Genomic DNA, 24,070 nt, shown 5'->3' with positions numbered 1-24,070 from the left:
GTGCGTGGGCTGGTGGCGGGGTGGGTTGTCCTCGCCGTCGCGGGGTGGGGCGTCACGCGGTGGCTCGGTGAGCCGGCGGGGACGGCGGGGCCGGGCCCCGTCGCGCCGCCGGCCTCCGGGGCGGAGCCGGGGCCGCAGCCTGAGCCTGCCTACGACTGCGACGAGACGGGGCGGGTGGCGAAGCAGCCGTCCCGGATGCCTGATCCGTCGGCCACCGGCCGGCCGTCGGACCGTTCGGCCGTGGGCGACGACGGGCAGGCGCTTCTCTCCGTGATGGCCTGCGACTACGTGAGGTTCGACGACTGATCCCCGGCCGCCGGCGCCGCATCCGGTCCGGCGGCTCAGGAAGGCGTCTCCGCCAGGTCGATCACATCGTCCAGCCCGACCAGGTCGAGCAGCAGCTGGAGTTCGGGCGGTGTCCCGCGCAGTCGCAGCCGTCTGCCGCCCGCTCTGCGCGCGACCAGGGACAGGCGGGCGATCGCCTCCACCGAGGCCAGGTCCGGGTGGAGGATTCCGCCCACGTCGCAGTCCACCACGGCGGCTTCCGACGTGGCGAGTATCGCCTCCAGGTCCGCGCAGAGGCGTGGCGTAACGGCCCGGGTGACGCGTCCGGAGAGGACGAGTGCGGCCGGCGACAGGGGATCCATACCAGGGAGACCGGCGCCGCGGCGAAAACTCATCGCGGGGTGGGGGTGTGTCCCGGCCGGCGGGGAACGTTCCCGCCCGGCCCGGACCGGAGGGGTGCCGCCGCCTGTCCCCCGCAGCACGCCCCGACCGGACCCGAGGGGCGGCGCCAACGCGGCCCTGCCGGTGGCGCCTCCCGACCCCCCGCCGCATGCTGAACGGGACCGGTGGCAGTCCACCGGTCCCGTTCAGCCGTACAAGGAAACCGCAGGTCAGGCGATACGTTCCCGCACCACCGGGGTGGCCGTGAACGGCGTGCCGGACGGGGCGATGTCGTACGAGTCCGGCAGCGCCTTCAGGGCGTACTCGAACTTCTCCGGGGTGTCCGTGTGCAGCGTCAGCAGCGGCTGGCCGGCCGTCACCTCGTCGCCCGGCTTGGCGTGCAGTTCGATGCCCGCGCCCTCCTGGACCGGGTCCTCCTTGCGGGCGCGGCCCGCGCCGAGGCGCCAGGCGGCGACGCCGATGTCGTACGCGTCGAGGCGGGTCAGTACGCCGGAGGCCGGGGCCGTCACGATGTGCTGTTCGCGGGCGACCGGGAGCGTGGCGTCCGGGTCGCCGCCCTGGGCGGAGATCATCCGGCGCCAGACGTCCATCGCGGAGCCGTCCGCGAGGGCCTTCTCCGGGTCGGCGTCCTTGAGTCCGGCGGCGTCCAGCATTTCGCGGGCGAGGGCCAGGGTGAGGTCGATGACGTCCTTCGGGCCGCCGCCGGCCAGGACCTCGACCGACTCGCGGACCTCCAGGGCGTTGCCCGCAGTCAGGCCGAGAGGGGTGGACATGTCGGTGAGGAGGGCGACCGTGCGCACGCCGCTGTCGGTGCCCAGCGCGACCATGGTGGAGGCCAGTTCGCGGGCGTCCTCGATGGTCTTCATGAAGGCGCCGGAGCCGACCTTGACGTCCAGGACGAGTGCGCCGGTGCCCTCGGCGATCTTCTTGGACATGATCGAGCTGGCGATGAGCGGGATGGCCTCGACGGTGCCGGTGACGTCGCGGAGCGCGTACAGCTTCTTGTCGGCGGGGGCGAGCCCGTCGCCCGCCGCGCAGATGACGGCGCCGGTGGTCTCCAGGACGTTCAGCATCTCGGCGTTGGAGAGGCCGGCGCGCCAGCCGGGGATGGACTCCAGCTTGTCGAGCGTGCCGCCGGTGTGGCCGAGGCCGCGGCCGCTGAGCTGCGGCACGGCGGCGCCGCAGGCGGCGACCAGCGGGGCGAGCGGCAGGGTGATCTTGTCGCCGACGCCGCCCGTGGAGTGCTTGTCGGTGGTGGGGCGGGAGAGCGCGCCGAAGTTCATCCGCTCGCCGGAGGCGATCATGGCGGCGGTCCAGCGGGCGATCTCCGTACGGTTCATGCCGTTCAGCAGGATCGCCATGGCCAGCGCGGACATCTGCTCGTCGGCGACCTCACCGCGGGTGTACGCGTCGATGACCCAGTCGATCTGCTCGGGGGTCAGCTCGCCTCGGTCCCGCTTGGTGCGGATGACGGAGATGGCGTCCATGTCCTGGATTCCTTCCGGCCGGTACGTACGTACGCATGAGCACGCATGAGTTCCGTTGACTCTACGCGCATAGAGGGTGAGAGAACCGCCGGACGGCCCGCTGCTTGCGGGCCCGTCCGGCGGGTGGGGAAGAAAAGGTGCTCAGCCGAGGTGGCTCGGTCCGAACGCCTGCGGGAGCATCTCGTCGAGCGTGCGGAAGCCGTCCGGGGTCTCCAGGACGAGTTCCGGTCCGCCGAACTCGTACAGCAGCTGCCGGCACCTGCCGCACGGCACCAGGATCTCGCCCGCCCCGTCCACGCAGGTGAAGTGGGTCAGCCGGCCGCCGCCGGTGGCGTGGAGCTGGGAGACCAGCCCGCACTCGGCGCACAGGCCGATGCCGTACGAGGCGTTCTCGACGTTGCAGCCGACGATCGTGCGGCCGTCGTCCACGAGCGCGGCGACGCCGACCGGGTAGCCGGAGTAGGGCGCGTACGCCCGGGACATGGCGTCCCGGGCCGCGCCGCGCAGGGCGTCCCAGTCGGCCCCCTTCACGGCGGCGTCGTCCGCGCCGGCGGTGGGCGTCACTTGCCCTGGCCCTTGCGGTAGCGCATGCCGTCCGCCTTCGGCATCCGCAGCCGCTGCGCGGAGAGCGAGAGGACCAGGAGCGTGACGACGTACGGGGTGGCGCTGACGAACTCGGTGGGCACGGTGTCCGTACCGAGGTACCAGACCAGCACGACGGCGGCGATGACCGCGCTGACGGCGCCCTGCACGAAGCTCTTGCGGTAGAGCTTCCAGGCGGCGATGCCGGCCAGCACGACCACGAGCAGCAGGAGCAGCGCGTGGACGGACTCGCCGCCGTTGCGGAGCTGGAGCGCGTCGGCGAAGCCGAACAGGCCCGCGCCCATGGCGAGTCCGCCGGGCCGCCAGTTACCGAAGATCATCGCGGCGAGACCGATGTATCCGCGGCCGCCGGTCTGTCCCTCGTTGTAGATGTGCGAGGTGACCAGGGAGAGGAAGGCGCCGCCGAGTCCGGCCATGCCGCCGGAGACGATCACCGCGATGTACTTGTAAGTGTAGACGTTCACGCCGAGCGATTCGGCGGCCACCGGGTTCTCGCCGCAGGAGCGCAGCCGCAGGCCGAAGGCGGTCTTCCACAGGATGAAGAACGTGACGACGAACAGGACGGCGGCCACGATCGTCAGCAGGGACACGTTGGTGACCAGACCGCCGATGACACCGGCCAGGTCGGAGATGAAGAACCAGTGGTGCTTCTCGATGGTGTGCAGCCAGTCGGAGAGGCCCGGGATCGTGACGGAGGTGATCTCGTCGGCGGGTGGGGACTGCTTCGGGGAGCCGCCCTTGGCCGCCGCTTCGCCGGAGTTGAACCAGAGCTTGGCGAAGTAGGTGGTGAAGCCGAGCGCCAGGATGTTGATGGCGATGCCGGAGATGATGTGGTCGACGCCGAAGGTGACGGTCGCGACCGCGTGCAGCAGCCCGCCGAGCATGCCGCCCATGACACCGGCGAGGACGCCGAGCCAGGGGTTGGTCTGCCAGCCGGCCCAGGCGCCGAAGAAGGTGCCCAGGATCATCATGCCTTCGAGGCCGATGTTGACCACGCCGGCGCGTTCGGCCCAGAGGCCGCCGAGACCGGCGAGGCCGATCGGGACGGCCATCGCGAGGGCCGCGCTGATCTGGCCGGCCGAGGTGACGTCCTGCGCGCCGGTGATGGCGCGCACCGCGGACAGCGCGAGCAGGACGCCCGCGATGATCAGGAGGACGACGGGGAAGGAGAGGCGGGTGCGGCCGCCCTTGCCGCCGGAGACCTTGGGGGCCGCGGGGGGCGGGGTGGAAGTCGCCGTGACGGTCACGCCGACACCTCCTGCTGGTCGTTGTTACGGGCGGCCTGTGCGGCGAGTTCCGCGCCGACCTTGCTCTGCTGGCGCTTGAGTCCGTAGCGGCGGACGACTTCGTAGGCGATGACGACGCACAGGACGATGACGCCCTGGATCACGCCGACGATCTCCTTGTCGTACCCCTCGAACTCCAGCTTTCCGGTGCCGCGTTCCAGGAAGCCCCAGAGCAGCGCGCCGAGCGCGATGCCGATGGGGTGGTTGCGGCCGAGGAGGGCGATGGCGATACCGGTGAAGCCGATGCCGACCGGGAAGTCGCCGCTGTACTCGTAGCTGTCGTTGAGCAGGGTCGGCATGCCGATGAGGCCGGCGACGGCGCCGGAGATGAGCATCGAGGTGACGACCATCTTCTTGACGTTCACCCCGCTCGCCTCGGCCGCGGAGCCGGACTGCCCGACGGTGCGCAGGTCGAAGCCGAACCGGGTGCGCGAGAGCGTGAACCAGTAGGCGATGCCCGCGACGACCGCGACCACGATGAAGCCCCAGACGGGCGTCGGGGTGGTCGGGAACTCGAAGAAGTGCGAGGACTCCGGGATCGGCTTGGTGGAGATCTTCGTACCGGCCTCGTCGAGGTGACCGAGGCGGCCCTGCTGGAGCAGATAGCCGATGATCGCGGTCGCGATGGCGTTCAGCATGATCGTCGAGACGACCTCGCTGACGCCCCGGGTGACCTTGAGGACACCGGCGATACCGGCCCACATCGCGCCGACGATCATCGCGGTGAGGATGATCAGCGGGATCTGGAGGGCGCCGGGCAGGGTCAGCGCGCCGCCGACCGCCGCCGCGAAGAAGGCTGCGAGGCGGTACTGGCCGTCGACACCGATGTTGAAGAGGTTCATCCGGAAGCCGACGGCCACCGCGAGACCCGCGAGGTAGTACGTCGTCGCCTTGTTCAGGATGTAGACCTGGCTGTCCGACTTCACCCCGTAGTCGAACATGATGCCGAAGGCGTTGAACGGCTCCTTGCCGGTGGCGGCGAGCACGAGTGCCGTCACCAGGAAGGCGACCACGATCGCGAGTACGGGGGCCGCGATCCCCAGGAGCACCCGCTCCTTGTCGATCTTCTTCATCGGTCCTCTCCCCCGTCCTGGGGGTCGGTGTCGGTGCGGTCTGCGGCCGAGTCGTCCGGTGCGAGTGACTTCCCCGGGGCCGGGGGCTCCTCTGCCTCCACTGCCGGGGGCTCCGCTGCCGGGGGCTCCGCTGCCTCCGCTGCCGGGGGCTCCTCAGGTGCTTCGAGGTGGCCGCTGGCCGCGCCGGTCATCGCCGAGCCGAGCTCCTCGGGCGTGACGGACGCCGGGTCGGCGTCCGCGACCAGCCGGCCGCGGTACATGACGCGCAGGGTGTCGGAGAGCCCGATCAGCTCGTCCAGGTCGGCGGAGATCAGCAGCACCGCCAGCCCGTCGCGGCGTGCCTCGCGGATCTGGTCCCAGATCTGGGCCTGCGCGCCGACGTCCACGCCCCGGGTGGGGTGTGCGGCGATCAGGAGCTTGGGCGAGTGGCTCATCTCGCGGCCGACGATCAGCTTCTGCTGGTTGCCGCCGGAGAGGGAGGCCGCGGTGACCTCGATGCCGGGGGTGCGCACGTCGTACTCGCGCACGATCCGCTCGGTGTCGGCGCGGGCCGCCTTGAGGTCGAGGAAGGCGCCCTTGCTGTTGGGGCGTTCGGTGACGTGGCCCAGGATCCGGTTCTCCCAGAGCGGGGCCTCCAGCAGCAGTCCGTGCCGGTGGCGGTCCTCGGGGATGACGGCCATGCCGTCCTCACGGCGCTTGCGCGTCGGCGTGCCCGAGATGTCCGTGCCGTCCAGCGCGAGGGCGCCGGCGTCCAGGGTGCGCATGCCCATGATCGCGTCGACCAGTTCGGACTGCCCGTTGCCCTCGACGCCCGCGATGCCGAGGACCTCGCCCTTGTGGATGGTGAAGGTGATGCCGTCGAGCACGGCACGCACCACCCCGTCCGGGTCGGTGGCGGTCAGCCGCAGCCCGTCGACGGTCAGCATCGGCGTGTCGGTGACGGTCGACTCGCGGGTCTCCGGCGACGGCAGCTCACTGCCGACCATCAGTTCGGCGAGCTGCTTGGTCGTGGTGTGCTTCGGGTCGGCGGTGCCCACGGTCGTACCCCGCCTGATGACGGTGATCTCGTCGGCGACCGACAGCACCTCACCCAGTTTGTGCGAGATGAAGATGACGGTGAGGCCCTCCGCCTTGAGCTCGCGCAGGTTGTCGAAGAGCGCCTCGACCTCCTGCGGTACGAGGACGGCGGTGGGCTCGTCGAGGATCAGGGTCCGGGCGCCGCGGTAGAGGACCTTGAGGATCTCCACGCGCTGGCGGTCGGCGACACCGAGGTCCTCGACCATGGCGTCGGGCCGGACGCCGAGACCGTACGCCTCGGAGATCTCCCTGATCTTCGCGCGGGCCCGGTCGCCGATGCCGTACAGCTTCTCGGAGCCGAGGACGACGTTCTCGAGGACGGTGAGGTAGTCGGCGAGCATGAAGTGCTGGTGCACCATGCCGATGCCGCGGTCGATGGCGTCGCCCGGGTTGGAGAACGTGACCTGTTCGCCGTCCACCGCGATGGTGCCCTCGTCCGGCTTCTGCATGCCGTACAGGATCTTCATCAGAGTGGACTTGCCGGCGCCGTTCTCACCGACGAGAGCGTGGACGGTGCCGCGGCGCACGGTGATGTCGATGTCGTGGTTGGCCACGACCCCGGGGAACCGCTTGGTGATGCCGCGGAGCTCCACGGCATGAGGACTGCTGGACGCGTTGATGGCGCACTCTCCTTGACAGGAGCGGAGGGCGGAGGCGGAGGGCGAAGGCGGTGGCTGGAGACGGTGGGCGGAGACGGTGGGGGTGCCGATTGCGGGGGCGGAAAAAGGTACCGCGCCCGAGCGGACGCTACGCGCGTAGCGCCACCGAATCGTTGGCCACCTGTTCACAGGTGGCGTACCGGGGCCGGTGACCCCCTGAACGGGGGTACGTGAATCGGGGCCCGGACGAACGGCCGAAGCCGCTCATCCGGGCCCCGATCAACGGGCCGGATCAGGTCGTGGTCTTGACCTTGATGGTGCCGTCGACGATCTTCTTCTTCGCCTCGTCGAGCTGGGGCTGGATGTCCTTGAGGTGGTCACCCGTGGTGGTCAGGCTGACGCCGCCCTTGGCCAGGGAGTACGTCTGCACGCCGGTCAGCGGCTTGCCGTCCTTGACGGACTTGACCAGGTCGAAGACACCGGTGTCGACGTTCTTGACGACCGAGGTCAGGATCGACGCCTTGTACTTCGACAGCGCCGGGTCCAGGGCCTGGTCGGAGTCGACGCCGATGGCCCAGGCACCCTTCTCGCCCGCGACGGCCTCGATCGCACCGGCACCCGAGCCGCCCGCGGCGGCGAAGATGACGTCGATGCCCTTGTCGAGCATGCCCTTGGCGGCGGCCTTGCCCTTGTCGGGGCTGCCGAAGCCGGACAGGTCCGAGCCGGTGGACAGGTACTGGATCTGCACCGTGGCCTTGGAATTCGTGTCCGTGACACCCTGCTGGAAACCGGCCGCGAACTTCTTGATCAGCGGAAGGTCCACACCACCGATGAAGCCGACCTTGCCGTCCTTCGACTTCAGGGCGGCCGCGACACCGGCGAGGTACGAGCCCTGCTCCTCGGTGAAGACGATCGAGGCGACGTTCTTCGCGTCGGCGACGGAGTCGACCAGGCCGAAGTTGACCTTCGGGTACTTGGGGGCGATCTTGTCGACCGCGTCCTTGTAAGCGAAGCCGACGGCGATGACGGGGTTGTAGCCGCCCTCGGCCAGCGACTGCAGACGCTGCTCACGGTCGGCGGGGGTCTCACCGGTCTTGGCGGTGAGCTCCTTCGTCTGGGCGTCGAACTCGGCCTTGGCCTTGTCCAGGCCACGGGCCGCGGAGTCGTTGAACGAGTTGTCGCCACGGCCGCCGACGTCGTAGGCCATGCCGATCTTCATCTGACCCGAGTCGGAGCTGGTGTCCTCGTCGGACGAGCTGCCGCACGCGGTGGCGGTGAGGGCGAGCGCCGCGGTAATGGCACACGCAGCAGTGATCTTGGATACCCGGCGCAAGGGAAGGCTCCTTCAAACCTGACCGAAGCGCCTCTTCCGGCGCTGGTTTCGCGGCGATCGTAACGCGCGTAGATGTCAGATAAAGCCCTGTACGGAAGCCGTTATCGGATCGTCGCGAACCTGGGGCGACCTGTCCGGTTACGGATGGCTACGGTGGAGCAACGCCGAGGCGGTGAAGAGCTCCACCCCCACCGTGATCGCTTCCTCGTCCGCGTCGAAGTTGCCCCGGTGCAGGTCCAGCCCGCGCGTGTCCCCGGGGGTACGCACTCCGAGGCGCGCCATCGCGCCCGGCACGTGCTCCAGATACCAGGAGAAGTCCTCCCCGCCCAGACTCTGTTCCGTGTCCTCGATCGCATACGATCCCCGCCGGGCCGACATCGCGCCCGCCAGCAGATCGATCGCGGCCGCGTCGTTCACCACGGGCGGGACACCCCTGATGTAGTTGATCACCGTCTTGGCGCGGTGCATTCCGGCCACCTCGTCGATCGCGGCGTGCACCAGATCGGGGGCGTCGCGCCACGCCGACAGGTCCAGGCAGCGAACCGTGCCGGACAGCTCTGCGTGTTGCGGGATGACGTTGCAGGCGTGCCCGGTCTCCAGCCGCCCCCAGGTCACCGCGAGCCCGGCCCGCGCGTCGACCCGGCGGGCCAGCAGCGCGGGAACCTCGGTGACCACCTTGGCGGCGGCGGTGACGAGGTCCGTGGTCAGGTGCGGGCGGGCGGTGTGCCCGCCGGGCCCGTCCAGGGACAGCTCCAGCCGGTCGCAGGCGGAGGTGATCGCACCGGCCCGCAGCCCGATCCGGCCCACGTCGACCTTCGGGTCGCAGTGCACCCCGATGATCCGGCCGACGCCCTCCAGCACCCCGGACTCGATCGCGTCGGGCGCCCCGCCGGGCAGCACCTCCTCGGCCGGCTGGAAGATCAGCCGCACCGGGTTGGGCAGCAGCCCCTCCCGGTCGAGCTCGGCGAGCACGAGGCCGGCACCGAGGACGATGGCGGTGTGGATGTCGTGCCCGCAGGCGTGCGCCCGGTCCGGCACGGTGGAGCGGTACGGGACGCCCGTCTTGCTGTCCGGGATCGGCAGCGCGTCGATGTCGGCCCGCAGCGCCAGCATGGGCCGCGTCCCCTCGTCCCGCGTCCCGACGTCACACATGAGCCCGGTCCCGGAGGCGAGCACCCGGGGCTCGAGGCCCGCCTGCTCCAGCCGGGCCCTGATGGCCGCGGTGGTGCGGAACTCCTGGTTGCCCAGCTCGGGGTGCATGTGCAGATCACGGCGGAAGGCGATCAGCTCGGCGCGCAGCGCTTCGGGCAGCGCGCCGGGCAGGGGCCCTTCCCCGGGCAGGTCGGCATCGGACTCACGGGACATCAACTGGTTCACCCGTTGAAGGGTAGGCCCCTTGCCCCGTCAACTGACCACAGATCAACAAAAGTTCAGCCGCATAGCTGAACAAAAGGCGGCGCTCGGGCGTGTGGCGTGAGAGAGGGGTGGGTAAACTCGCCCGCTTTCCACCCCGGTGGACACGTTCGGTGACACTCTGCGCAGAGAAGGCGCGGAGACGGTGAAGGGAAGGCGCAGAGAAAGCGCTGTACGGCCCGGGCGCACACGACCTACGCTGCGGTCCCGGTGCATGGGCCCGCGCGCGGGCCGGGCGCCGCGACGGTCTCCGCGGGGAGCCGCAGGACGAGGGGGATCTCAGACGTGGCCGGCCCAGTGGTTCAGCGTGTTCAGTCGTGCCCGGAATGCGGGGCAGAGGTCCGGACCCCCGAAGGGTTCGTGGCGTGGTGCGCGGACTGCGACTGGAACGTGGACCCGGGCGAGCCGCAGGAGCCGGCCGGGTGGCTGGAGGAACGGCGGCGGGAACTGGCCCGGCACCACGGCGAGCGGCTGCTGTCCGAGGTGAGCGACGGCGGGGCCCTGCACCCCCGGCAGGATCTGCCCGGGGTGCTCGCCTTCGCCTTCGCGCTCGCCGTGCACGCGGTCACGGCGGCCCTGGTCATCGGCGGGCTGCTCCTGGTGGTTCTCGGCTGGGGCACCGGGCTGCCCGCCCTCGGCGCCCTGTGCCTCCTCGTCGCCGTCCCCCTGCGCCCGCGCTTCGGCCGGCTCCCCGAGGACGGCCTCCTCCTCGTACGCGACGACGCGCCGGAACTGTTCGCCCTGATCGACGAGATCGCCCGGGCGGTGGGGACCACCGGGGTCCACACCGTCGCGGTCGACGGCGAGGTCAACGCGAGCGTGTCGACGTACGGAATCCGGCAGCGCCGCTTGCTGACGATCGGGCTCGGCCTCTGGGAGGTCCTCACTCCCCAGCAGCGCGTCGCGCTGCTGGGCCACGAGCTCGGTCACTACGCCAACGGGGACACCCGGCACGGGCTCGTGGTCGGCAACGCGATCCGCTCGCTGGGCTCCTGGCTGTACATGCTGGCCCGCACCGAGCAGCCCACGCTCATGGAAGCCGCCGTCAACGCCCTCTTCCTGCTGCCGCGTTGCGCGGTGCTCGGCGCCCTGATGCTCCTCGATCACCTGACCCTGCGTGCCGCCCAGCGCTCCGAATACCTGGCCGACTCCTGGGCGGCCCGGTGCGGTTCGACCGAGGCGGCCGCAGGGCTGATGGACCGGCTCCTGGTCGGGGAGTCCGCCGCCGTCACCCTGCTGAGGGAGTCCAACTCCCTTCAGGTCGGCCGCCGGAGGGGCACCGAGAGCCCGGAGGCCTGGCACGGCCTCTGGGAGCGGCTGGCCGCACACATGGACTCGGTCCCGGAGAGCGAACACGAGCGCCGACGCCGCTGCGGTGCGCTGAACGGCCACAGCGTCGACTCCACCCACCCGCCGACCCACCTGCGCCGCACCCGCCTCCTGGCCTCGGCCTCGCTGCCGGCGGCGGTCACGGTGGACGCCACCCGCCGCACCGCGTTGCAGGCGGAGCTCTCGGCGGCCCGGGACAAGGTGGCGCGCCGCGTCATGAACGGCCGGTAGCGGGGACGGTGCGATGCGCCATGCAGCGGCCGGTAGCGGCGACGGTGCGATGCGCCGCGGCCCGTGCGGGCCGCGTCAGACCCGCAGTCCCCGGCGCACCGGGAACAGTGCCGCCCCGATGCACAGGGCTCCGGCCGCCAGCAGGTCCAGGCTCATGGCCATCAGGACGATCCCGGCGGTCACCAGCAGCGGGGACCACCCCGGGACCTCGTCACGGCGGAATAGCGCGAGCAGCGAGACGAGGGCAAGCAGGCCGATCCAGAACAGGGCCGGCACCGCCGTGTAGACCACCGGCATCACACCGGGCACGTCCTGCACCTTGTCGAACAGGTCACTCATCGCCTGCTCGTCCGCCGCGAGGAACCCGGCCGCCAGGTCGGTCGACGCCTGGACCGCCACCGCGGCCGTCCCCAGCAGCCCGGCCCCGGCAGCCACCCGGACGGCGGCCCGTCTGCCGCCGCGTACCCCGGCCGGCAGCCGCAGGCCCAGGAACACCGGAACGAACGCGAGCACGCCGGCCAGGAACAGCAGGTGCGCCAGCGACCACCACAGCCCGGGGCCGTAGTCGCCCAGCGCCTGTCCGGTCAGCCGCACCACCCCGTACCCGGCCATCAGGGCCGGGCCTGCGAGGAACGCCGTCGTGGTGGAGGAAGCGGCACGGCTTTCCTGACGCTTCGTCAATTCCGTGTTCTGCATGCTTCGATGATCGAACCCGGTGTCCTTGACGGCCATCGGGGATGCCCCTGGGCCACCCCTGACGCGCCCCCCGGAACACTCGGGGGCGGCGGGGAAGCATGCCGGGGTGCGGTGGGCCTTCGCGGCCGTGGACGCGAGAGCCCGGCGGGGCTCCAGCTCGCGGGGCACCCTTAGTCCAGTGGTTAGTCCATCATCCGATACGCCCTTGCGAGGCAGCCGTGGAAGCAGTTCGTCAGTACAACGTCCATGAGGCCAAGACCCATTTCTCGCGCATCCTGGAGCAGGTGGCCACCGGCGAAGAGGTGATCATCTCCAAGGCGGGAGAGCCCGTGGCGGGGGTCGTGCCGCTCCGCGCCCGGGTCAAGCGGACCGGGCGGGGTTCGCTCCCTGAACGGATTCACATCCACGACGACTTCGACGAGCTGCCCGACGACGTGGCCGACGCCTTCGGGATGCGCTGATGAAGCTGCGTCTCGACACACACGTCGTCCTGTGGTGGCTCGACGATTCCGCCGAGCTCGCCGAGGAGATCAAGCACCTGCTGGACACGGAGCCCTCGGTCTTCGTCAGCGCGGTCACTCCCTGGGAGGTCGCGATCAAACAATCCCTCGGAAAGCTCGACGGCCCGCAGGACCTGGCGGAACGCGTACGGGACAGCCAGTTCCTCTCCCTTCCGATCACCGCGGGGCACGGCGTACGGGCGGACAGACTGCCCACGCACCACCGCGACCCCTTCGACCGGATACTGATCGCGCAGGCACAGACCGAGGGAATGACCATCCTGACCCGGGACAAGTGGATTCCCGCCTACGACGTGCAGGTCATGCCCGTCTGATCCTGACCGCCGAGGGCGCCCGGCCGGGTCATCCGGCCTCGCCCCCGCCCGGCCGGGTCATCTGTCCCCGGCCCCGCCCCCACTCACGCCTCCGTAATCACCGCCGTAGCCCGCCACGGAGCCAGCCGCTGGACGTCGCGGGCCGTCTCCGTGACGCCCGCGAGGAAGCCCTGGGCCCTCGGGGACGCCGTTTCACGCAGCCATTCCGGGGCGATGTCGCAGACCGCGACCTTCACCTCGGTGCCGGCCAGGGCCAGCGGCAGGGTGTGGACCACCGTGGAGGGGAAGCTCAGGACCGTGCGGCCGATCGGGCCGCGGCGGGCGATGAGTTCCAGGGGGAGGTCGGGGCGGACGATCTCCAGGCCGGTGGCGGCCTCCAGTGCGTGGAGCTTCTCGGTGGACTCGCGGCGGTGGGCGAAGTAGCGGGTGGCGCCGTGGGTACGGGCCAGGGCCGCGACCGCTTCCAGGTACGGGGCGCGGTCGACGACGCCCGTCTCGACCAGGGAGGTGCCGACCAGGTCGGCGCCCTTGGTGAGCAGCGGCGGGCCGAAGCGGGAGCGGGTCCAGGAGAAGGTGTTGGGGATGAGGCTGATGCCGGGCGGCGGGATCACCGGCATCGCGGTGAAGAGCTCGACCTCGCGGGCCGCGGACGGGGTGAAGCGGCGGCGGGCGGTGGCGGTGACCGGGGCCAGGGCCAGGTCGCGGGGGCCGGAGCCGCCGCGGCGGTGCCAGCGCACCAGGCGCTCGCCGCGGGTCAGCTGGGCGACGAACTCCATGGTGGCGGTGCCGTCGTCCACCACCGTGAGCCGGCGGGGGCGGACCAGGGAGAGCAGGAGCTGTACGTAGCGGGAGAACGGGTCGCCGATGACGATGTGGTCGGCGCTCCGCACCAGCCGGGTGAGGGCGCGCAGCGACTTCAGCGGGGTGCCCGAGTCGCCGCGCGCCTCCTGCCAGCGCACGGTCATGCCCTCGTCGCGGGCCAGCTCCGCCATCCGGCGCAGCTGACCGCGCGACATCGGGTCGACCGGAGGGAGGACGACGACGGTGACGTCCGGGACGACACGGCCGCCGCCTCCCTCTGTGTAGGCCCACTCCAGGACGTTCAGGAGCTGGACCGGGCTCTCGACGAAGGCGAGGTTCACCGGTCGGCCCGTCAGACCGCGACCGGCTCGGCGGCCGGGGCCGTCTCGCCGCTCTCCGCCACGACGCCCGGGACCCGGCGGAGCTTCTTCATCGGGCCGAGCTCCGACTCGTACACCTTCTTGACGCCGTCGCCGAGGGACGCCTCGATGGTGCGGATGTCACGGACGAGGCGGGTGAGGCCCTGCGGCTCGACGGACGCGGCCTGGTCGGAGCCCCACATGGCGCGGTCGAGGGTGATGTGGCGCTCGACGAACGCGGCGCCGAGTGCGACGGCGGCCAGCGTGGTCTGGAGGCCCGTCTCGTGGCCGCTGTAGCCGATCGGGACGTTGGGGTACTCCTGCTGGAGGGTGTTGATGACGCGGAGGTTCAGCTCCTCGGCCTTCGCCGGGTACGTCGAAGTGGCGTGGCAGAGAAGGATGTTGTCCGAGCCGAGGACCTCGACCGCGTGGCGGATCTGGCGCGGGGTCGACATGCCGGTGGAGAGGATCACCGTGCGGCCGGTGGCGCGCAGGGAGCGCAGCAGCTCGTCGTCGGTGAGGGAGGCGGAGGCCACCTTGTGGGCGGGGACGTCGAACTTCTCCAGGAAGGCGACGGCCTCGGTGTCCCACGGGGAGGCGAACCAGTCGATGCCGCGCTCGGCGCAGTGCTCGGAGATGGCCCGGTACTCGGTCTCGCCGAACTCCACGCGGTGGCGGTAGTCGATGTACGTCATCCGGCCCCAGGGGGTGTCGCGCTCGATGTCCCACTGGTCGCGCGGGGTGCAGATCTCCGGGGTGCGCTTCTGGAACTTGACGGCGTCGCAGCCGGCTTCGGCGGCCACGTCGATCAGCGCGATGGCGTTGTCGAGGTCGCCGTTGTGGTTGATGCCGATCTCGCCGGTGACGTACACGGGGTGACCCGGGCCCGCGGTGCGGTTGCCGAGGGTGCGCAGTCGGGAGGTGCTCATGAGGGTGTTCCTTACTTGGTGGGGGTGGAGTCGGTGGGGGTGGAGAGGTGGTCGGTGAGGGTGGGGCCCAGGAGCCAGGCCGCGATCTCGCGGATGGCGCCGAGGCCGCCGGGGGTTTTCGTCACGGCGCGCGCTGCGGCGCGTACCGAGTCGTGCGCGCTCGCGACGGCGACGGGCCAGCCGGCGAGTGCGAAGCAGGGGAGGTCGTTGACGTCGTTGCCGACGTACATGACGCGTTCGGGGGCGATGGACTGTTCGTCGCACCACTGCTTGAGCGCGAGGTCCTTGCGGTCGATGCCGTGCAGGACGGGGACGCGGAGCTTGTGGGCGCGGGCGGCGACGACCGGGTTCTGTTCCGTGGAGAGGATCAGCAGCGGCAGGCCGGCCTTGCGCAGGGCGGCGATGCCGAGTCCGTCGCCGCGGTGGACGGAGACGGTCTCGCGGCCGTCGGAGTCGATGAGGACCCGGTCGTCGGTCTGGGTGCCGTCGAAGTCCAGGACGACCGCGTCGATGTCCTCGCGGGTGGGCAGCGGCGCCGGGTCCAGGAGCGGTGCCAGCGCACGCGCGCGGGCCAGGTCGTGCGGGTCGTCGATCTCCAGCACCCGGGCGGGGTCGGTGCGCACCAGCGCGGTGTGGCCGAAGAAGCGGTGGCGGTGGGTGCGGAATCCCGCCGCGTCCATCGCGTAGGCGGCGCCCGTCTCCAGGAGGTCCTCGGGACGGTCCTGGCGGCGGGGGCGTACGGCCTTGTCGTGGTTGACGCCGTAGTTGTGGTCCTCGACCGCGCTGCCGTCGCGCCACAGGAAGCCGTGGAACGGGGCGACGGTGACGGCCGTGTCGGCGCCTTCGCGGGCGACCGCCGCCGCGACGCCGTCGATGTCCTCACGGGCGATGAAGGGGCTGGTGCACTGGACGAGCAGCACCACGTCCACGGCCTTGCCGTGCTCCGCCTCGTAGGTGTCCAGTGCGTGCAGGACGGCGGCCTCACTGGTCGCGGTGTCGCCCGCGATGGCCTCGGGGCGCTGGACGCAGTGCACCCGGGCGGCCTCGCCGAGCGCTTCGCCGGCGGCCAGGGCGGCTTCGGCGACGGCCGGGGCGTCGGTCGTCACGACGACGTCCGTCACCTCGCTCGACGCCAGGCAGGCGCTGAGCGCGCGCACGACCAGCGGTACGCCGCCGACCTGGGCGAGGTTCTTGGCCGGTACGCCCTTGGATCCGCCGCGGGCGGGGATCACGGCGAGCACGGTGGGCTGCGTCATCGCTGCTCCAGTGGGTGTGTGGGTGGTGGTCTTCACAGCTCGCCCATCCGTCGGATGACCGGGGCGACCCGCTGGACGCCGTGGCGGTACGCGCCCCGGGCCGCGTCGCGGACCGCCTCGCGCACCGCTCCCCTGACCCGGCCGGTCTCCTTGGGCGCCGCGGCACCCGGGAGCGGGTGGCCGTCGGCGGCCAGGTGGTGGCGGGCGAGGATGCCGGGGAGGTAGCCGGGGGCGGTGGCGGGTGTGTAGTAGGGCGCGAGGTCCGGCAGCCGGTCCTGCGCCAGCAGGGCGGTGACCTTGGCGCGGGCGCTGTCGTAGGCCGTGTCGTAGGTGCCGTCGGCCGCGACGCCCTGGCCGGCCAGCCAGTCGGCGTCGGGCTCCGGGTGGGCGCCGCCGTCGAGGTGGTCCCAGGAGGTGAGCAGGCCGGAGCCGATGAAGTGGTGGTTGCCGAGGGTCTCGCGCACCCCGAGGTCGGTGAGGACGGCGGTGGGGATGCGCCGGTGCAGGGACTCCAGGGCGGCGGTCGAGGAGACGGTGACCAGCAGGTCGGTGCGGTCCAGGACCTCGCCCATGTGCCCGTACACCAGACGGAAGTTGGGTGGGAGTCCGCCGGGCAGCCTCTCGGCGAGGCGCTGGTACGGGAGTTCCTCGATGTGCGTGGTGTGCTCACCGGGCTTGGAGCGCAGCTTCAGCAGCACCTCGCGCCGCGGGTGCAGCCTGGCGTGCTCGACGAGCCTGCGCAGCAGGTAGGTGCGGTCGGCGCGGGAGGCGGGCACTGAGGGCTGGGCGGCGAACACGACGGTGTCGCGGTCCTGTTCGGGGGTGTGCGGGGCGCCGCCGAGGAACGGCAGGGCGGCCTCCGTGACGGCCGAGGCGTCGGCGCCCACTCCCTCGTACACCGCGCGGAAACGCTCCGCGTCGTGGCGGGAGTTGGCGAGGACGACATCGGCGCCGTGGCGCAGCAGCAGCCCGTCGGCGAGCTTCTCGTAGACGACGCCGACGTAGCCGGTGACGACGACGGGCCTGGCGGGGAGCCGGAGTGCGGCCAGTCCGTGCAGCATCGCCTGGACGGCGCCGCCGACCAGGGCGAGGACCACGAGGTCGTAGCCCTCGTCCCGCACGGTGTGCAGGAACTCGACGGCCGTGACCTCGCGCACCCGGCCGGTGTCGATACCGACGTCGCCGACCTCGGCGAGCTGGCGGGGTGTCGGTGTGGCCCGGCCGCGCAGCAGCAGTCCGCTGATCCGCGCACGGGGCGCATGCGCACGGCCGTCGCCCGAGGTCAGCCGGTGCGCGGTGAGCGCACCCCACTTCCATCGGGTGTCGGAGTCGGCGAGCACGGCCACCCGGAGCGCCCGGGACGGTGTGTCCGCGGACTCCGGGGCTGCGGATTCCAGCTCTGCCGGCGAAGGCGAATTGCTGTTACTGGGGGGCACGTCCAAGACGGTAGGAAGGCCCGGGGGTGGACAGCCCAACGTGACAGCAACAAAGGGTTAACAGCCCGCCGACGATTGCCGAACCAGCCTCCCGGCTCATGGAAAGGGGTGGGGAAATACCCCTGGGGGCCTACTGGTTCACCATTCCGACGGGTGCCGTTCACCCACCGTCCGCACGGCCGACAGGGCGAATGCCCGGCCCGGAACTAGCGTGATGCGGGTGGTTAAGCTCTCCGTCATCGTGCCGTTCTACAACGTGCAGACATACGCGCCCGACACCCTCAGAAGTCTGCGGGCCAATGCCCGCGACGACTTCGAGTTCATCCTCGTCGACGACTGTTCGACCGACGGGACCGCGGAGCTGTTGCGCCGCGCTCAGGACGAGATTCCGGGGGTGGTCGTCCGCCGGCACCAGCAGAACGGCGGACTGGCCACCGCCCGGAACACCGGCCTGGACGCGGCCCGCGGCGAATACCTCGCCTTCCTGGACGGCGACGACTGGCTCGCCCCCGGCTTCTACGCCGACCTGCTGGCCCGCACCGAGGCGCTGGGCTGCGACTTCGTGCGCACCGACCATGTGCAGGCCGACGGCAGGACCCGTACGGTCCACCGCGTCCCGCACGGCCGCAGGGGCGAGGTCATGGCGCCGCGGGACGCGATCCTGCCCGCCGCCCGCACCACCTCGGTCGACTACGCCTACGCCTGGGCGGGCCTCTATCACCGCCGGCTCCTGGACCGCGGTCTGCTGCACTTCACGGACGGTCTGCGCACCGCGGAGGACCGGCCGTGGATCTGGCGGCTGCACCGCGAGGCGGATTCCTTTGCGGTGCTGGGACTTCTCGGCATTTTCTACCGGCGCGGCGTCGCCTCGTCACTGACCCAGATCGGTGACATCCGCCAGCTCGATTTCATTCGCTCGTTCGACCAGGTCGTACGGGAAACCGCGGCCGACCGCGATGCGCGGGAGCTCCTGCCGAAAGCGGTCCGTAACTATTGCGCGATCATTTCCCATCACATGAGTTCGATGGAAAGGTTCGAACCTTCTGTGGCCCGCGCCCTGAAATCGATGAGTGCGGGTGCGCTCAAGCGGATGCCGCAGGATGTGCTGGACGACGCGCTCGACTCGATGGACGTCAAGCGCGCGACGCTGCTGCGCCGGCTGCGCCGCCGGTCCGCCACGAAGGAGGTGGCAGCCGCGTGAGCAGCAGCCGGACCCGTACGACACAGATCTTCCTCGCCTCCACGCTCTACGGCACGGCCACGCTCGCCGCGGCCCTGGACGCGGGCGCCTTCGCGGAGGCCGACCGCCGCATCCTGCTCGTCTCGAACAACGCGGGCATCCCGGAGACGACCCCCGCCCCAGACGAGATGCCCGGGTTCGACGCGCTGCGCGGCCGGTTCGACGACGTCGTGTCGTGGAACGCGACGATCGCCCCGCACCACCCGAGCGGCTGGTCCCCGCGCCCGGACGACGTACCCCTGTGGGAGCGGCATCTGCGGCTCGCCTGGGGGCTCGGCGACGACGACATCGAGATCGCCGTGGAGTCGATACAGGTCAACCCGGCCCTGGCGCTCTGCCAGATCTTCACCGGCGTTCCGGTCGAGGTGTACGCGGACGGGCTGATGAGTTACGGCCCGACCAGGAACCGGATCGATCCGCTGATCGGCACCCGGGTGCGGCGGCTGCTGCATCTCGACCTCGTGCCGGGGCTGCGGCCGTTGCTGCTCACGGAGTTCGGGGTGGCGCCGGAGATCGTGCCGGCCGAGGCGTTCCTCAAGGTGCTCGGTGAGCTGGCCGACGCGCACGACGTGGCGGCGGGTGTGCCGTCCGTGGAGGCGCCGGCGCTGCTGCTCGGCCAGTACCTCTCCGCGCTCGGCCTGATCAGCGCGGCGGAGGAGGAGGCGCTGCATCTGCGGATGATGCGCGGCGCGGTCCGGCTCGGCCACACCCGTCTGGTGTTCAAGCCGCATCCGACGGCGCCGGCGCAGTGGTCGCGGGCGATGGAGGCGCAGGCGGCGGAGCTCGGCGCGGAACTGACCGTGCTGGACGCGGGCGTGCTGACCGCACCGGTCCTCGCCGAGGTGCTGTACCAGCGGATGCGGCCCGCCCTGGTCGTGGGCTGCTTCTCCACCGCGCTGCTCACGGCGTCCGCGTTCTACGGGCTGCCGGTGGCGCGGGTCGGCACGGAGACGCTGCTGGAGCGGCTGACCCCGTTCGAGAACAGCAACCGGGTGCCGGTCACTCTGGTGGACGCGCTGGTGCCGGACCTCGACGACCGGGACGCGGTGACGTCGGGGGGCGTGGCGGCGGTGGCGCCGGACGGGTTGAACGAGCTGGTCACGGCGGTCGGCTTCGCGATGCAGCCGAAGATCTATCCGGAGCTGCGGCCGGTCGCGGAGCGCTATCTCGCCACTCGTCTCACGGCCGGGACCTGGCGTTACTTCAAGCGCAGGCGGCTGACGTCGCTGGGGCTGCCGGGCGGGGTGCCCGAGCAGTTCGCGTTCCTGCCGCGGAGTGCCGCGGTGCGCAGGGTGGCGCGCCGGGCCAAGGCGTTGCGGCGGGTGGGCCGGCGCTGATCCGGCCCGGCGGGGCCGGTGGACGACGGGAGGGGGCGGGGCGCCGGCAGGCACCCCGCCCCCTCCCGCTGTGCCGTCAGACGCGCACGCCGGCCTGCACCAGCCGCAGGTCCGCCGCGTTCGCCTCGGTGACCTTCCACAGTTCCTGCTGGCGCCCGTGCACATCGGCGACCGCCGCCGCGTGGTCGTCCAGCAGTCCGGCCGCCCGCTCCACGAGCCGCGCCCCGAGGTGCCGGTCGTGGACGGAGATGCCCCACTCGGGCCGGTCGATGTCGGCCAGGAAGTACGCCATCTTCGGGTGCGAGATCAGGCTGATGACCGGAGTGCCGCAGCCGAACGGGATCATGCCCGCGTGCCCGCGCATCCCGATGACCAGCTTGGTCCGGGCGTACGTGTCACGGATCTCGTCGTTGCCGAAGTCGTACATCGGGATCACCGGCAGTGCGATGCCGTGCTCGCGCCGCAGGTCGAAGGCGATCCGCTCGTCGTCCAGCGAGTGGGCCACGCACTTGACCTCGGCGTGGGCGCCGAGCCCCTTCACCGCGGTCGCCATCTCGGCGAGGAAGTGCCCGTAGTCGTGGCCGAAGCGGAGCCCCGCGCGGTCGTACGCGGCATTGATCAGCACGGTGTTCTCGCGCTGCGCGGGGTCGGTCCAGCCCTCCACCAGCTGCCGGGTGACGGTCGTCGGGCAGGGCTGGAAGCGGACCTTGTCCCGCAGTGACGGGGGCAGCAGTTCGCGGACCTTCTCGATCGAGCCGTGGTTGCGCAGCCCGAAGAACGAGGACCGCTCGACCAGTTTGCGCAGCGAGGACAGGAAGCGGTCCCGGCCGTGGCCGTACGCCTGGCCGTCGAAGGCGTTGAAGCCGACCGCGTACACCATGACGGGTACGTCGATCCGCTCCAGGACGTCGTCGGGGACGTTCCACTGCCAGCCGCTGTTGCCGTTCGGGGCGGTGTCCGGGATGAAGAGACCGCCGCCGCCGATGACCAGTCCGCGCCGGGCGTTGACCCGTTCCAGTGCGGCCTCGTCGAACAGCCGGTGGGCGTGGACGGAGTGCCAGCGGGCCGGGCCGGTGTCGCGGCCGAAGGCGAGCCGGACGCTCTGCGGGAGGAGCTTGTCCCCGGCGTTGCCCTGCCGGTCCATGTAGAAGGCGACGTGCGCGAGCTGCTCGCCGGCCGGCCCCTCGGCGGGCGTCTCGGCGTCCCTGGTGCGCTTGTACATCAGCCGGTTCGCCCGGTGGGTGGGGTCGACGCCGAGCCCTTCGAGGGCGTACTGCGCGGCGGTGGCGTCGTCGCCGTGGATCCAGGCGATCTGGGCGAGGCGCGAGAAGGCGGTGGCGGCCCGGTTGGGGGCGGCGGCGGCCAGCAGGAGCTGGGTGCGGGCCTCCTGGTAGCGGGAGACGCTCATCAGCGCGTTGCCGAGCACCTCGTGCGGCCAGGCCTCGTCGACGGGGATCCGGACCCCGCCGAGCAGGTCGGCCGCCTCCTGGTACTCACCGGCGCCGATGTGTGCGGCGGCGACCCGGCGGGCGCTCTCGGGGTCGGCGGTGCGGCGGACGTGCGGGGTGCCGTAGTGCACCAGCAGGTCGTGGTGCTTGGCGCCGGGCAGGGCCAGGTACGCGGCGTGGAACTCGGCGTCGGACAGCTCGAATCCGCGCCAGCGGTCCTCGGCCAGGCTGTAGCCGGCCTCGCCGCCCTGCCAGGGCTTGTGCCGGCCGGTGAAGTGCAGGATCGCGGTGGTGTCGGGCACCGGCAGGTCGCCGGAGAGCCGCCGCTTGACGTAGTTGTAGCGGGCGTCGAGCTGCACGAAGTCACCGTCGAGGACGGCGTTCAGGATGCCCTGGTCGTGCTTGTCGAGCTCGTACGTGCCCTGGCGGCCGACCTCGTCGATCCGCGCGCAGAACGCGTCGCTCAGGTACTCGCGCTGGATGACCAGCAGTCCGCTGTTGAGCTTGTGCTGCCCGTAGAAGAACTGCGGAACGGCGGCGAGTCCGTCGCGCAGCGTCAGCAGTTCGTCCAGCTCGCCGAGGACCACCATGTCGGTGTCCAGCGTGATCACGGTGTCGTAGTCGCGCACCCGGAAGACGTCGAGGATGAAGTAGGCCTTGCGGACCAGGTAGTTGTCCTGGTCGCCCTTGGCGTACGTGTCGTAGTGCGCGGCGTCGACCCGGCGGAAGTCGATGCGCGGGTGCAGTGCCCGGATCTGCGCGACGGACGCGGGCCGCAGCCCGTCGTGCAGGACGATGAAGTCCTCGCAGACGCCCGGGTTGGACAGGGCGAGGCTGCGCAGCAGGGCGAGGAAGCCGGGCAGGTAGTTCTCGTCCACGAAGCTCGCGAAGGCGATGCGGCGTTTGCCGGTGAGCGCGTTGGCGGGGGTGGTGCCGGCGGGCGCGGTGGTGGTGGTGTGTGGTGCGGGCAGGGGCGCGGCGGCAGGGGGCGTCGTCGTCATCGCAGTCGGATCCTCATGTCGGAGACGCTCTGGGCGCGTTCCATGACCCACGCCTTCTCGCTGGTGTACTCGTGCACGGAGGTGATCGGCATCTTCATCGCGGCGGGCAGCCGGTAGGCGCCGCTCTCGTAGAAGTCGAAGCCGATCAGGTCGAGCTGCGGGCTGACGTCCAGGTGGTCCAGCAGCCACAGCATGTTGAATCCGCTGGTGGGGATGGCGGGCCAGCGGTCGGTGCCGACCCTGCCGATGTCGCGCAGCGGCCAGCGCAGGGACTCGTCGCCGAGGTAGCGCTGGGCGCCCGGCACCAGCCGGTTGCGCAGCGAGTGCTTCCAGTCGCCGGAGAGCCCGCCGAAGACCAGCCGGGTGTGGACCCGCTGGTCCCAGTTGAAGCCGTGCTTGTGGATGGTGGCGTGGATGTCGGTACGGCTGCCGGTCGCCGCCGGGTCGATCCGGTACGAGTTGAAGCGGACCACCAGGTCGTACGCGTCGATCTCGGCGCCCATCGAACCGGAGCCGACGCGCTGCGAGTTGGCGATCAGACAGATCGACTTGCCCGCGATGCGGTTGCGGAACTCGCCGAGCGTGGTCCATTCGACGTCGCCGAAGGTGGGGTCGTCGACCGGTCCGCGCATCCGGGTCCTGCGCTGTCCCGCGTAGAGCTCCATGAGGTCCGTGAGATCCGTGAGATCCGTGAGTGGGGTTGCGGGGCCGCCGCCGTCGGCACGGGGGCCCGCACCGCTGCCCGGGGCGCCGCCCGCCTCCAGTGCGAGGCCGACGTACTGGGCGAGGGCCTCCTGGATCTCCGGCACCGGGGCGCCGGCCCGGTCCTGGGCCAGCAGCGCGCCGATCAGCCGGGAACGGGCCCGGTTCCAGTCGCCGCGCGCGTACAGCTCCAGGCCCTCGGCCCAGGTGTCGGTGACGGATCCCCCGGCGAAGGCCGCGGCCTCGGGGCAGCCCCGCTCCAGCGTCATCAGCAGTTCGCTCTGGTACTCGGCGCCGGCCCGGAGTCCGGCCGTCTTCGCCTCGACACCGAAGCCGTCGTCGTCGGTGAGGGCGAGGTAGCGCTCGTACGCCTCGACGGCGTCGCGCTCCGCGCCCATCGCCTCCAGGACACGGGCCCGCAGCCGCCAGGCCGCCCGGGAGTTCTTGCGCTGGGTCAGCACGGTGTCGGTGATGAGGACGGCGAGCTTCAGCTCGTCCTCGTAACCGCAGTCCAGCGCCTTGGTGCCGGCCGCGAGCAGCGGGTCGAGCAGCCGGTCGCCGAGCACCAGGGCGGAGCCCGCGGCGCCCTTGGCCCCGCGCCGCAGCAGCGGGAGCGAGGCGGACTCGGAGGACGTCGTCCGCTCCATGGTGGCGTGGACGGCCAGCAGGTTCCGCAGGGCCTCGGCGAGCGCCGTGCGCCGCCGGTCGAGCCCGGCGACCAGCTTCCCGCTGTGCGCGGCGCAGGCGCGCAGGCAGGTCTCCAGTTCCGTCGGACGGACGGCGGCCGGGGAGGACGCGTGGCCGCCGGAGGGGAACGGAGCCTCCGCGTCACGCTGCCGTGGCCAACGGGTGCGGGCTTTCGTCATGGCGCTCCAAGCGTCTGATGCCCGTGGGGGGGAAGGGGCGTGGGAA

At 71.5% G+C, this 24,070-nt stretch carries 21 protein-coding genes; 6 read left to right on the top strand and 15 right to left on the bottom strand.

Translation table 11 applies throughout. The annotated features are described in order from the left end of the window. The first annotated feature begins 12 nt into the window (after positions 1–12). Complete coding sequence (locus OG782_RS23500) at positions 13–306, top strand: hypothetical protein (RefSeq protein ID WP_406453998.1); 294 nt, start codon at positions 13–15, stop codon at positions 304–306. Between the two features lie 35 nt (positions 307–341). On the opposite strand, the gene OG782_RS23495 is transcribed toward OG782_RS23500, so the two are convergent. The 8 genes from OG782_RS23495 to OG782_RS23460 form a co-directional block, all read right to left on the bottom strand. Then, entirely contained in the window at positions 342–647 is a 306-nt protein-coding gene (locus OG782_RS23495) for an STAS domain-containing protein (RefSeq protein ID WP_406453996.1), read from the bottom strand. A gap of 249 nt (positions 648–896) precedes the next feature. Beyond that, positions 897–2,174: a thymidine phosphorylase gene (locus tag OG782_RS23490; protein ID WP_406453994.1), complete on the bottom strand. Its 1,278-nt coding sequence runs from the start codon at positions 2,172–2,174 to the stop codon at positions 897–899. Between the two features lie 141 nt (positions 2,175–2,315). Further along, positions 2,316–2,738, bottom strand: coding sequence for a cytidine deaminase (locus OG782_RS23485; protein WP_406453992.1), 423 nt, complete (start codon positions 2,736–2,738; stop codon positions 2,316–2,318). Continuing rightward, positions 2,735–4,024 carry an ABC transporter permease gene (locus tag OG782_RS23480; protein WP_406453990.1) on the bottom strand — a complete coding sequence of 430 codons (1,290 nt, stop codon included), beginning with the start codon at positions 4,022–4,024 and terminating at the stop codon, positions 2,735–2,737. Before OG782_RS23480 ends, OG782_RS23485 begins: the two co-directional genes overlap by 4 nt. Then, positions 4,021–5,136, bottom strand: a complete 1,116-nt coding sequence (locus OG782_RS23475) for an ABC transporter permease (RefSeq protein ID WP_406453988.1) — start codon at positions 5,134–5,136, stop codon at positions 4,021–4,023. Before OG782_RS23475 ends, OG782_RS23480 begins: the two co-directional genes overlap by 4 nt. After that, positions 5,133–6,806, bottom strand: coding sequence for an ABC transporter ATP-binding protein (locus tag OG782_RS23470; protein ID WP_406453986.1), 1,674 nt, complete (start codon positions 6,804–6,806; stop codon positions 5,133–5,135). The genes OG782_RS23475 and OG782_RS23470 overlap by 4 nt, the downstream gene beginning before the upstream one ends. Before the next feature lie 298 nt (positions 6,807–7,104). Next, entirely contained in the window at positions 7,105–8,145 is a 1,041-nt protein-coding gene (locus OG782_RS23465) for a BMP family protein (protein ID WP_406453984.1), read from the bottom strand. A gap of 138 nt (positions 8,146–8,283) precedes the next feature. Then, positions 8,284–9,510, bottom strand: a complete 1,227-nt coding sequence (locus OG782_RS23460; protein ID WP_406459233.1) for an amidohydrolase — start codon at positions 9,508–9,510, stop codon at positions 8,284–8,286. 408 nt (positions 9,511–9,918) lie between these two features. Between OG782_RS23460 and OG782_RS23455 the strand changes: the two genes are divergently transcribed. After that, positions 9,919–11,118 (top strand): M48 family metallopeptidase, encoded by a 1,200-nt coding sequence (locus tag OG782_RS23455; protein WP_406453982.1) that lies wholly within the window; start codon positions 9,919–9,921, stop codon positions 11,116–11,118. A gap of 75 nt (positions 11,119–11,193) precedes the next feature. Here the strand turns inward: OG782_RS23455 and OG782_RS23450 are convergent, their stop codons facing one another. Next, on the bottom strand, positions 11,194–11,814 hold the full coding sequence (locus OG782_RS23450; protein ID WP_406453980.1) for a hypothetical protein: 621 nt from the start codon (positions 11,812–11,814) through the stop codon (positions 11,194–11,196). Positions 11,815–12,032: 218 nt separating this feature from the next. On the opposite strand from OG782_RS23450, the gene OG782_RS23445 reads away from it, so the two are divergent. Both OG782_RS23445 and OG782_RS23440 read left to right on the top strand, forming a co-directional pair. Further along, positions 12,033–12,275 (top strand): type II toxin-antitoxin system Phd/YefM family antitoxin, encoded by a 243-nt coding sequence (locus OG782_RS23445; RefSeq protein ID WP_406453978.1) that lies wholly within the window; start codon positions 12,033–12,035, stop codon positions 12,273–12,275. Further along, the gene (locus tag OG782_RS23440; RefSeq protein ID WP_406453976.1) at positions 12,275–12,649 is read left to right on the top strand and encodes a type II toxin-antitoxin system VapC family toxin; all 375 of its coding nucleotides are present in this window, start codon (positions 12,275–12,277) and stop codon (positions 12,647–12,649) included. The genes OG782_RS23445 and OG782_RS23440 overlap by 1 nt, the downstream gene beginning before the upstream one ends. A gap of 83 nt (positions 12,650–12,732) precedes the next feature. Here the strand turns inward: OG782_RS23440 and OG782_RS23435 are convergent, their stop codons facing one another. Genes OG782_RS23435 through OG782_RS23420 form a run of 4 tightly spaced genes read right to left on the bottom strand, consistent with a single transcriptional unit; the run spans position 12,733 to position 17,430 of the window. After that, the gene (locus OG782_RS23435; protein WP_406453974.1) at positions 12,733–13,791 is read right to left on the bottom strand and encodes a hypothetical protein; all 1,059 of its coding nucleotides are present in this window, start codon (positions 13,789–13,791) and stop codon (positions 12,733–12,735) included. A gap of 11 nt (positions 13,792–13,802) precedes the next feature. Beyond that, positions 13,803–14,738, bottom strand: coding sequence for an N-acetylneuraminate synthase family protein (locus tag OG782_RS23430; RefSeq protein ID WP_406453972.1), 936 nt, complete (start codon positions 14,736–14,738; stop codon positions 13,803–13,805). An 11-nt stretch (positions 14,739–14,749) separates the two neighbouring features. After that, on the bottom strand, positions 14,750–15,994 hold the full coding sequence (locus OG782_RS23425; protein ID WP_406453970.1) for a cytidylyltransferase domain-containing protein: 1,245 nt from the start codon (positions 15,992–15,994) through the stop codon (positions 14,750–14,752). 32 nt (positions 15,995–16,026) lie between these two features. Further along, positions 16,027–17,430, bottom strand: a complete 1,404-nt coding sequence (locus OG782_RS23420; RefSeq protein WP_406453968.1) for a DUF6716 putative glycosyltransferase — start codon at positions 17,428–17,430, stop codon at positions 16,027–16,029. Between the two features lie 220 nt (positions 17,431–17,650). On the opposite strand from OG782_RS23420, the gene OG782_RS23415 reads away from it, so the two are divergent. Together OG782_RS23415 and OG782_RS23410 are read left to right on the top strand one after the other, a co-directional pair. Continuing rightward, positions 17,651–18,631, top strand: coding sequence for a glycosyltransferase family 2 protein (locus tag OG782_RS23415; protein WP_406453966.1), 981 nt, complete (start codon positions 17,651–17,653; stop codon positions 18,629–18,631). After that, positions 18,628–20,007: a polysialyltransferase family glycosyltransferase gene (locus OG782_RS23410; RefSeq protein WP_406453964.1), complete on the top strand. Its 1,380-nt coding sequence runs from the start codon at positions 18,628–18,630 to the stop codon at positions 20,005–20,007. The genes OG782_RS23415 and OG782_RS23410 overlap by 4 nt, the downstream gene beginning before the upstream one ends. 76 nt (positions 20,008–20,083) lie before the next feature. On the opposite strand, the gene OG782_RS23405 is transcribed toward OG782_RS23410, so the two are convergent. Together OG782_RS23405 and OG782_RS23400 are read right to left on the bottom strand one after the other, a co-directional pair. After that, positions 20,084–22,456 (bottom strand): glycosyltransferase, encoded by a 2,373-nt coding sequence (locus OG782_RS23405; RefSeq protein WP_406453962.1) that lies wholly within the window; start codon positions 22,454–22,456, stop codon positions 20,084–20,086. Next, entirely contained in the window at positions 22,453–24,024 is a 1,572-nt protein-coding gene (locus OG782_RS23400; protein ID WP_406453960.1) for a hypothetical protein, read from the bottom strand. The genes OG782_RS23405 and OG782_RS23400 overlap by 4 nt, the downstream gene beginning before the upstream one ends. Between the last annotated feature and the right edge of the window lie 46 nt (positions 24,025–24,070).

It is taken from the genome of Streptomyces sp. NBC_00876, from assembly GCF_045207435.1.
Classification (GTDB): domain Bacteria; phylum Actinomycetota; class Actinomycetes; order Streptomycetales; family Streptomycetaceae; genus Streptomyces.
The sequence above is the reverse complement of the archived record's forward strand: the minus strand, read 5'-3'. Positions and strand labels throughout refer to the sequence as shown.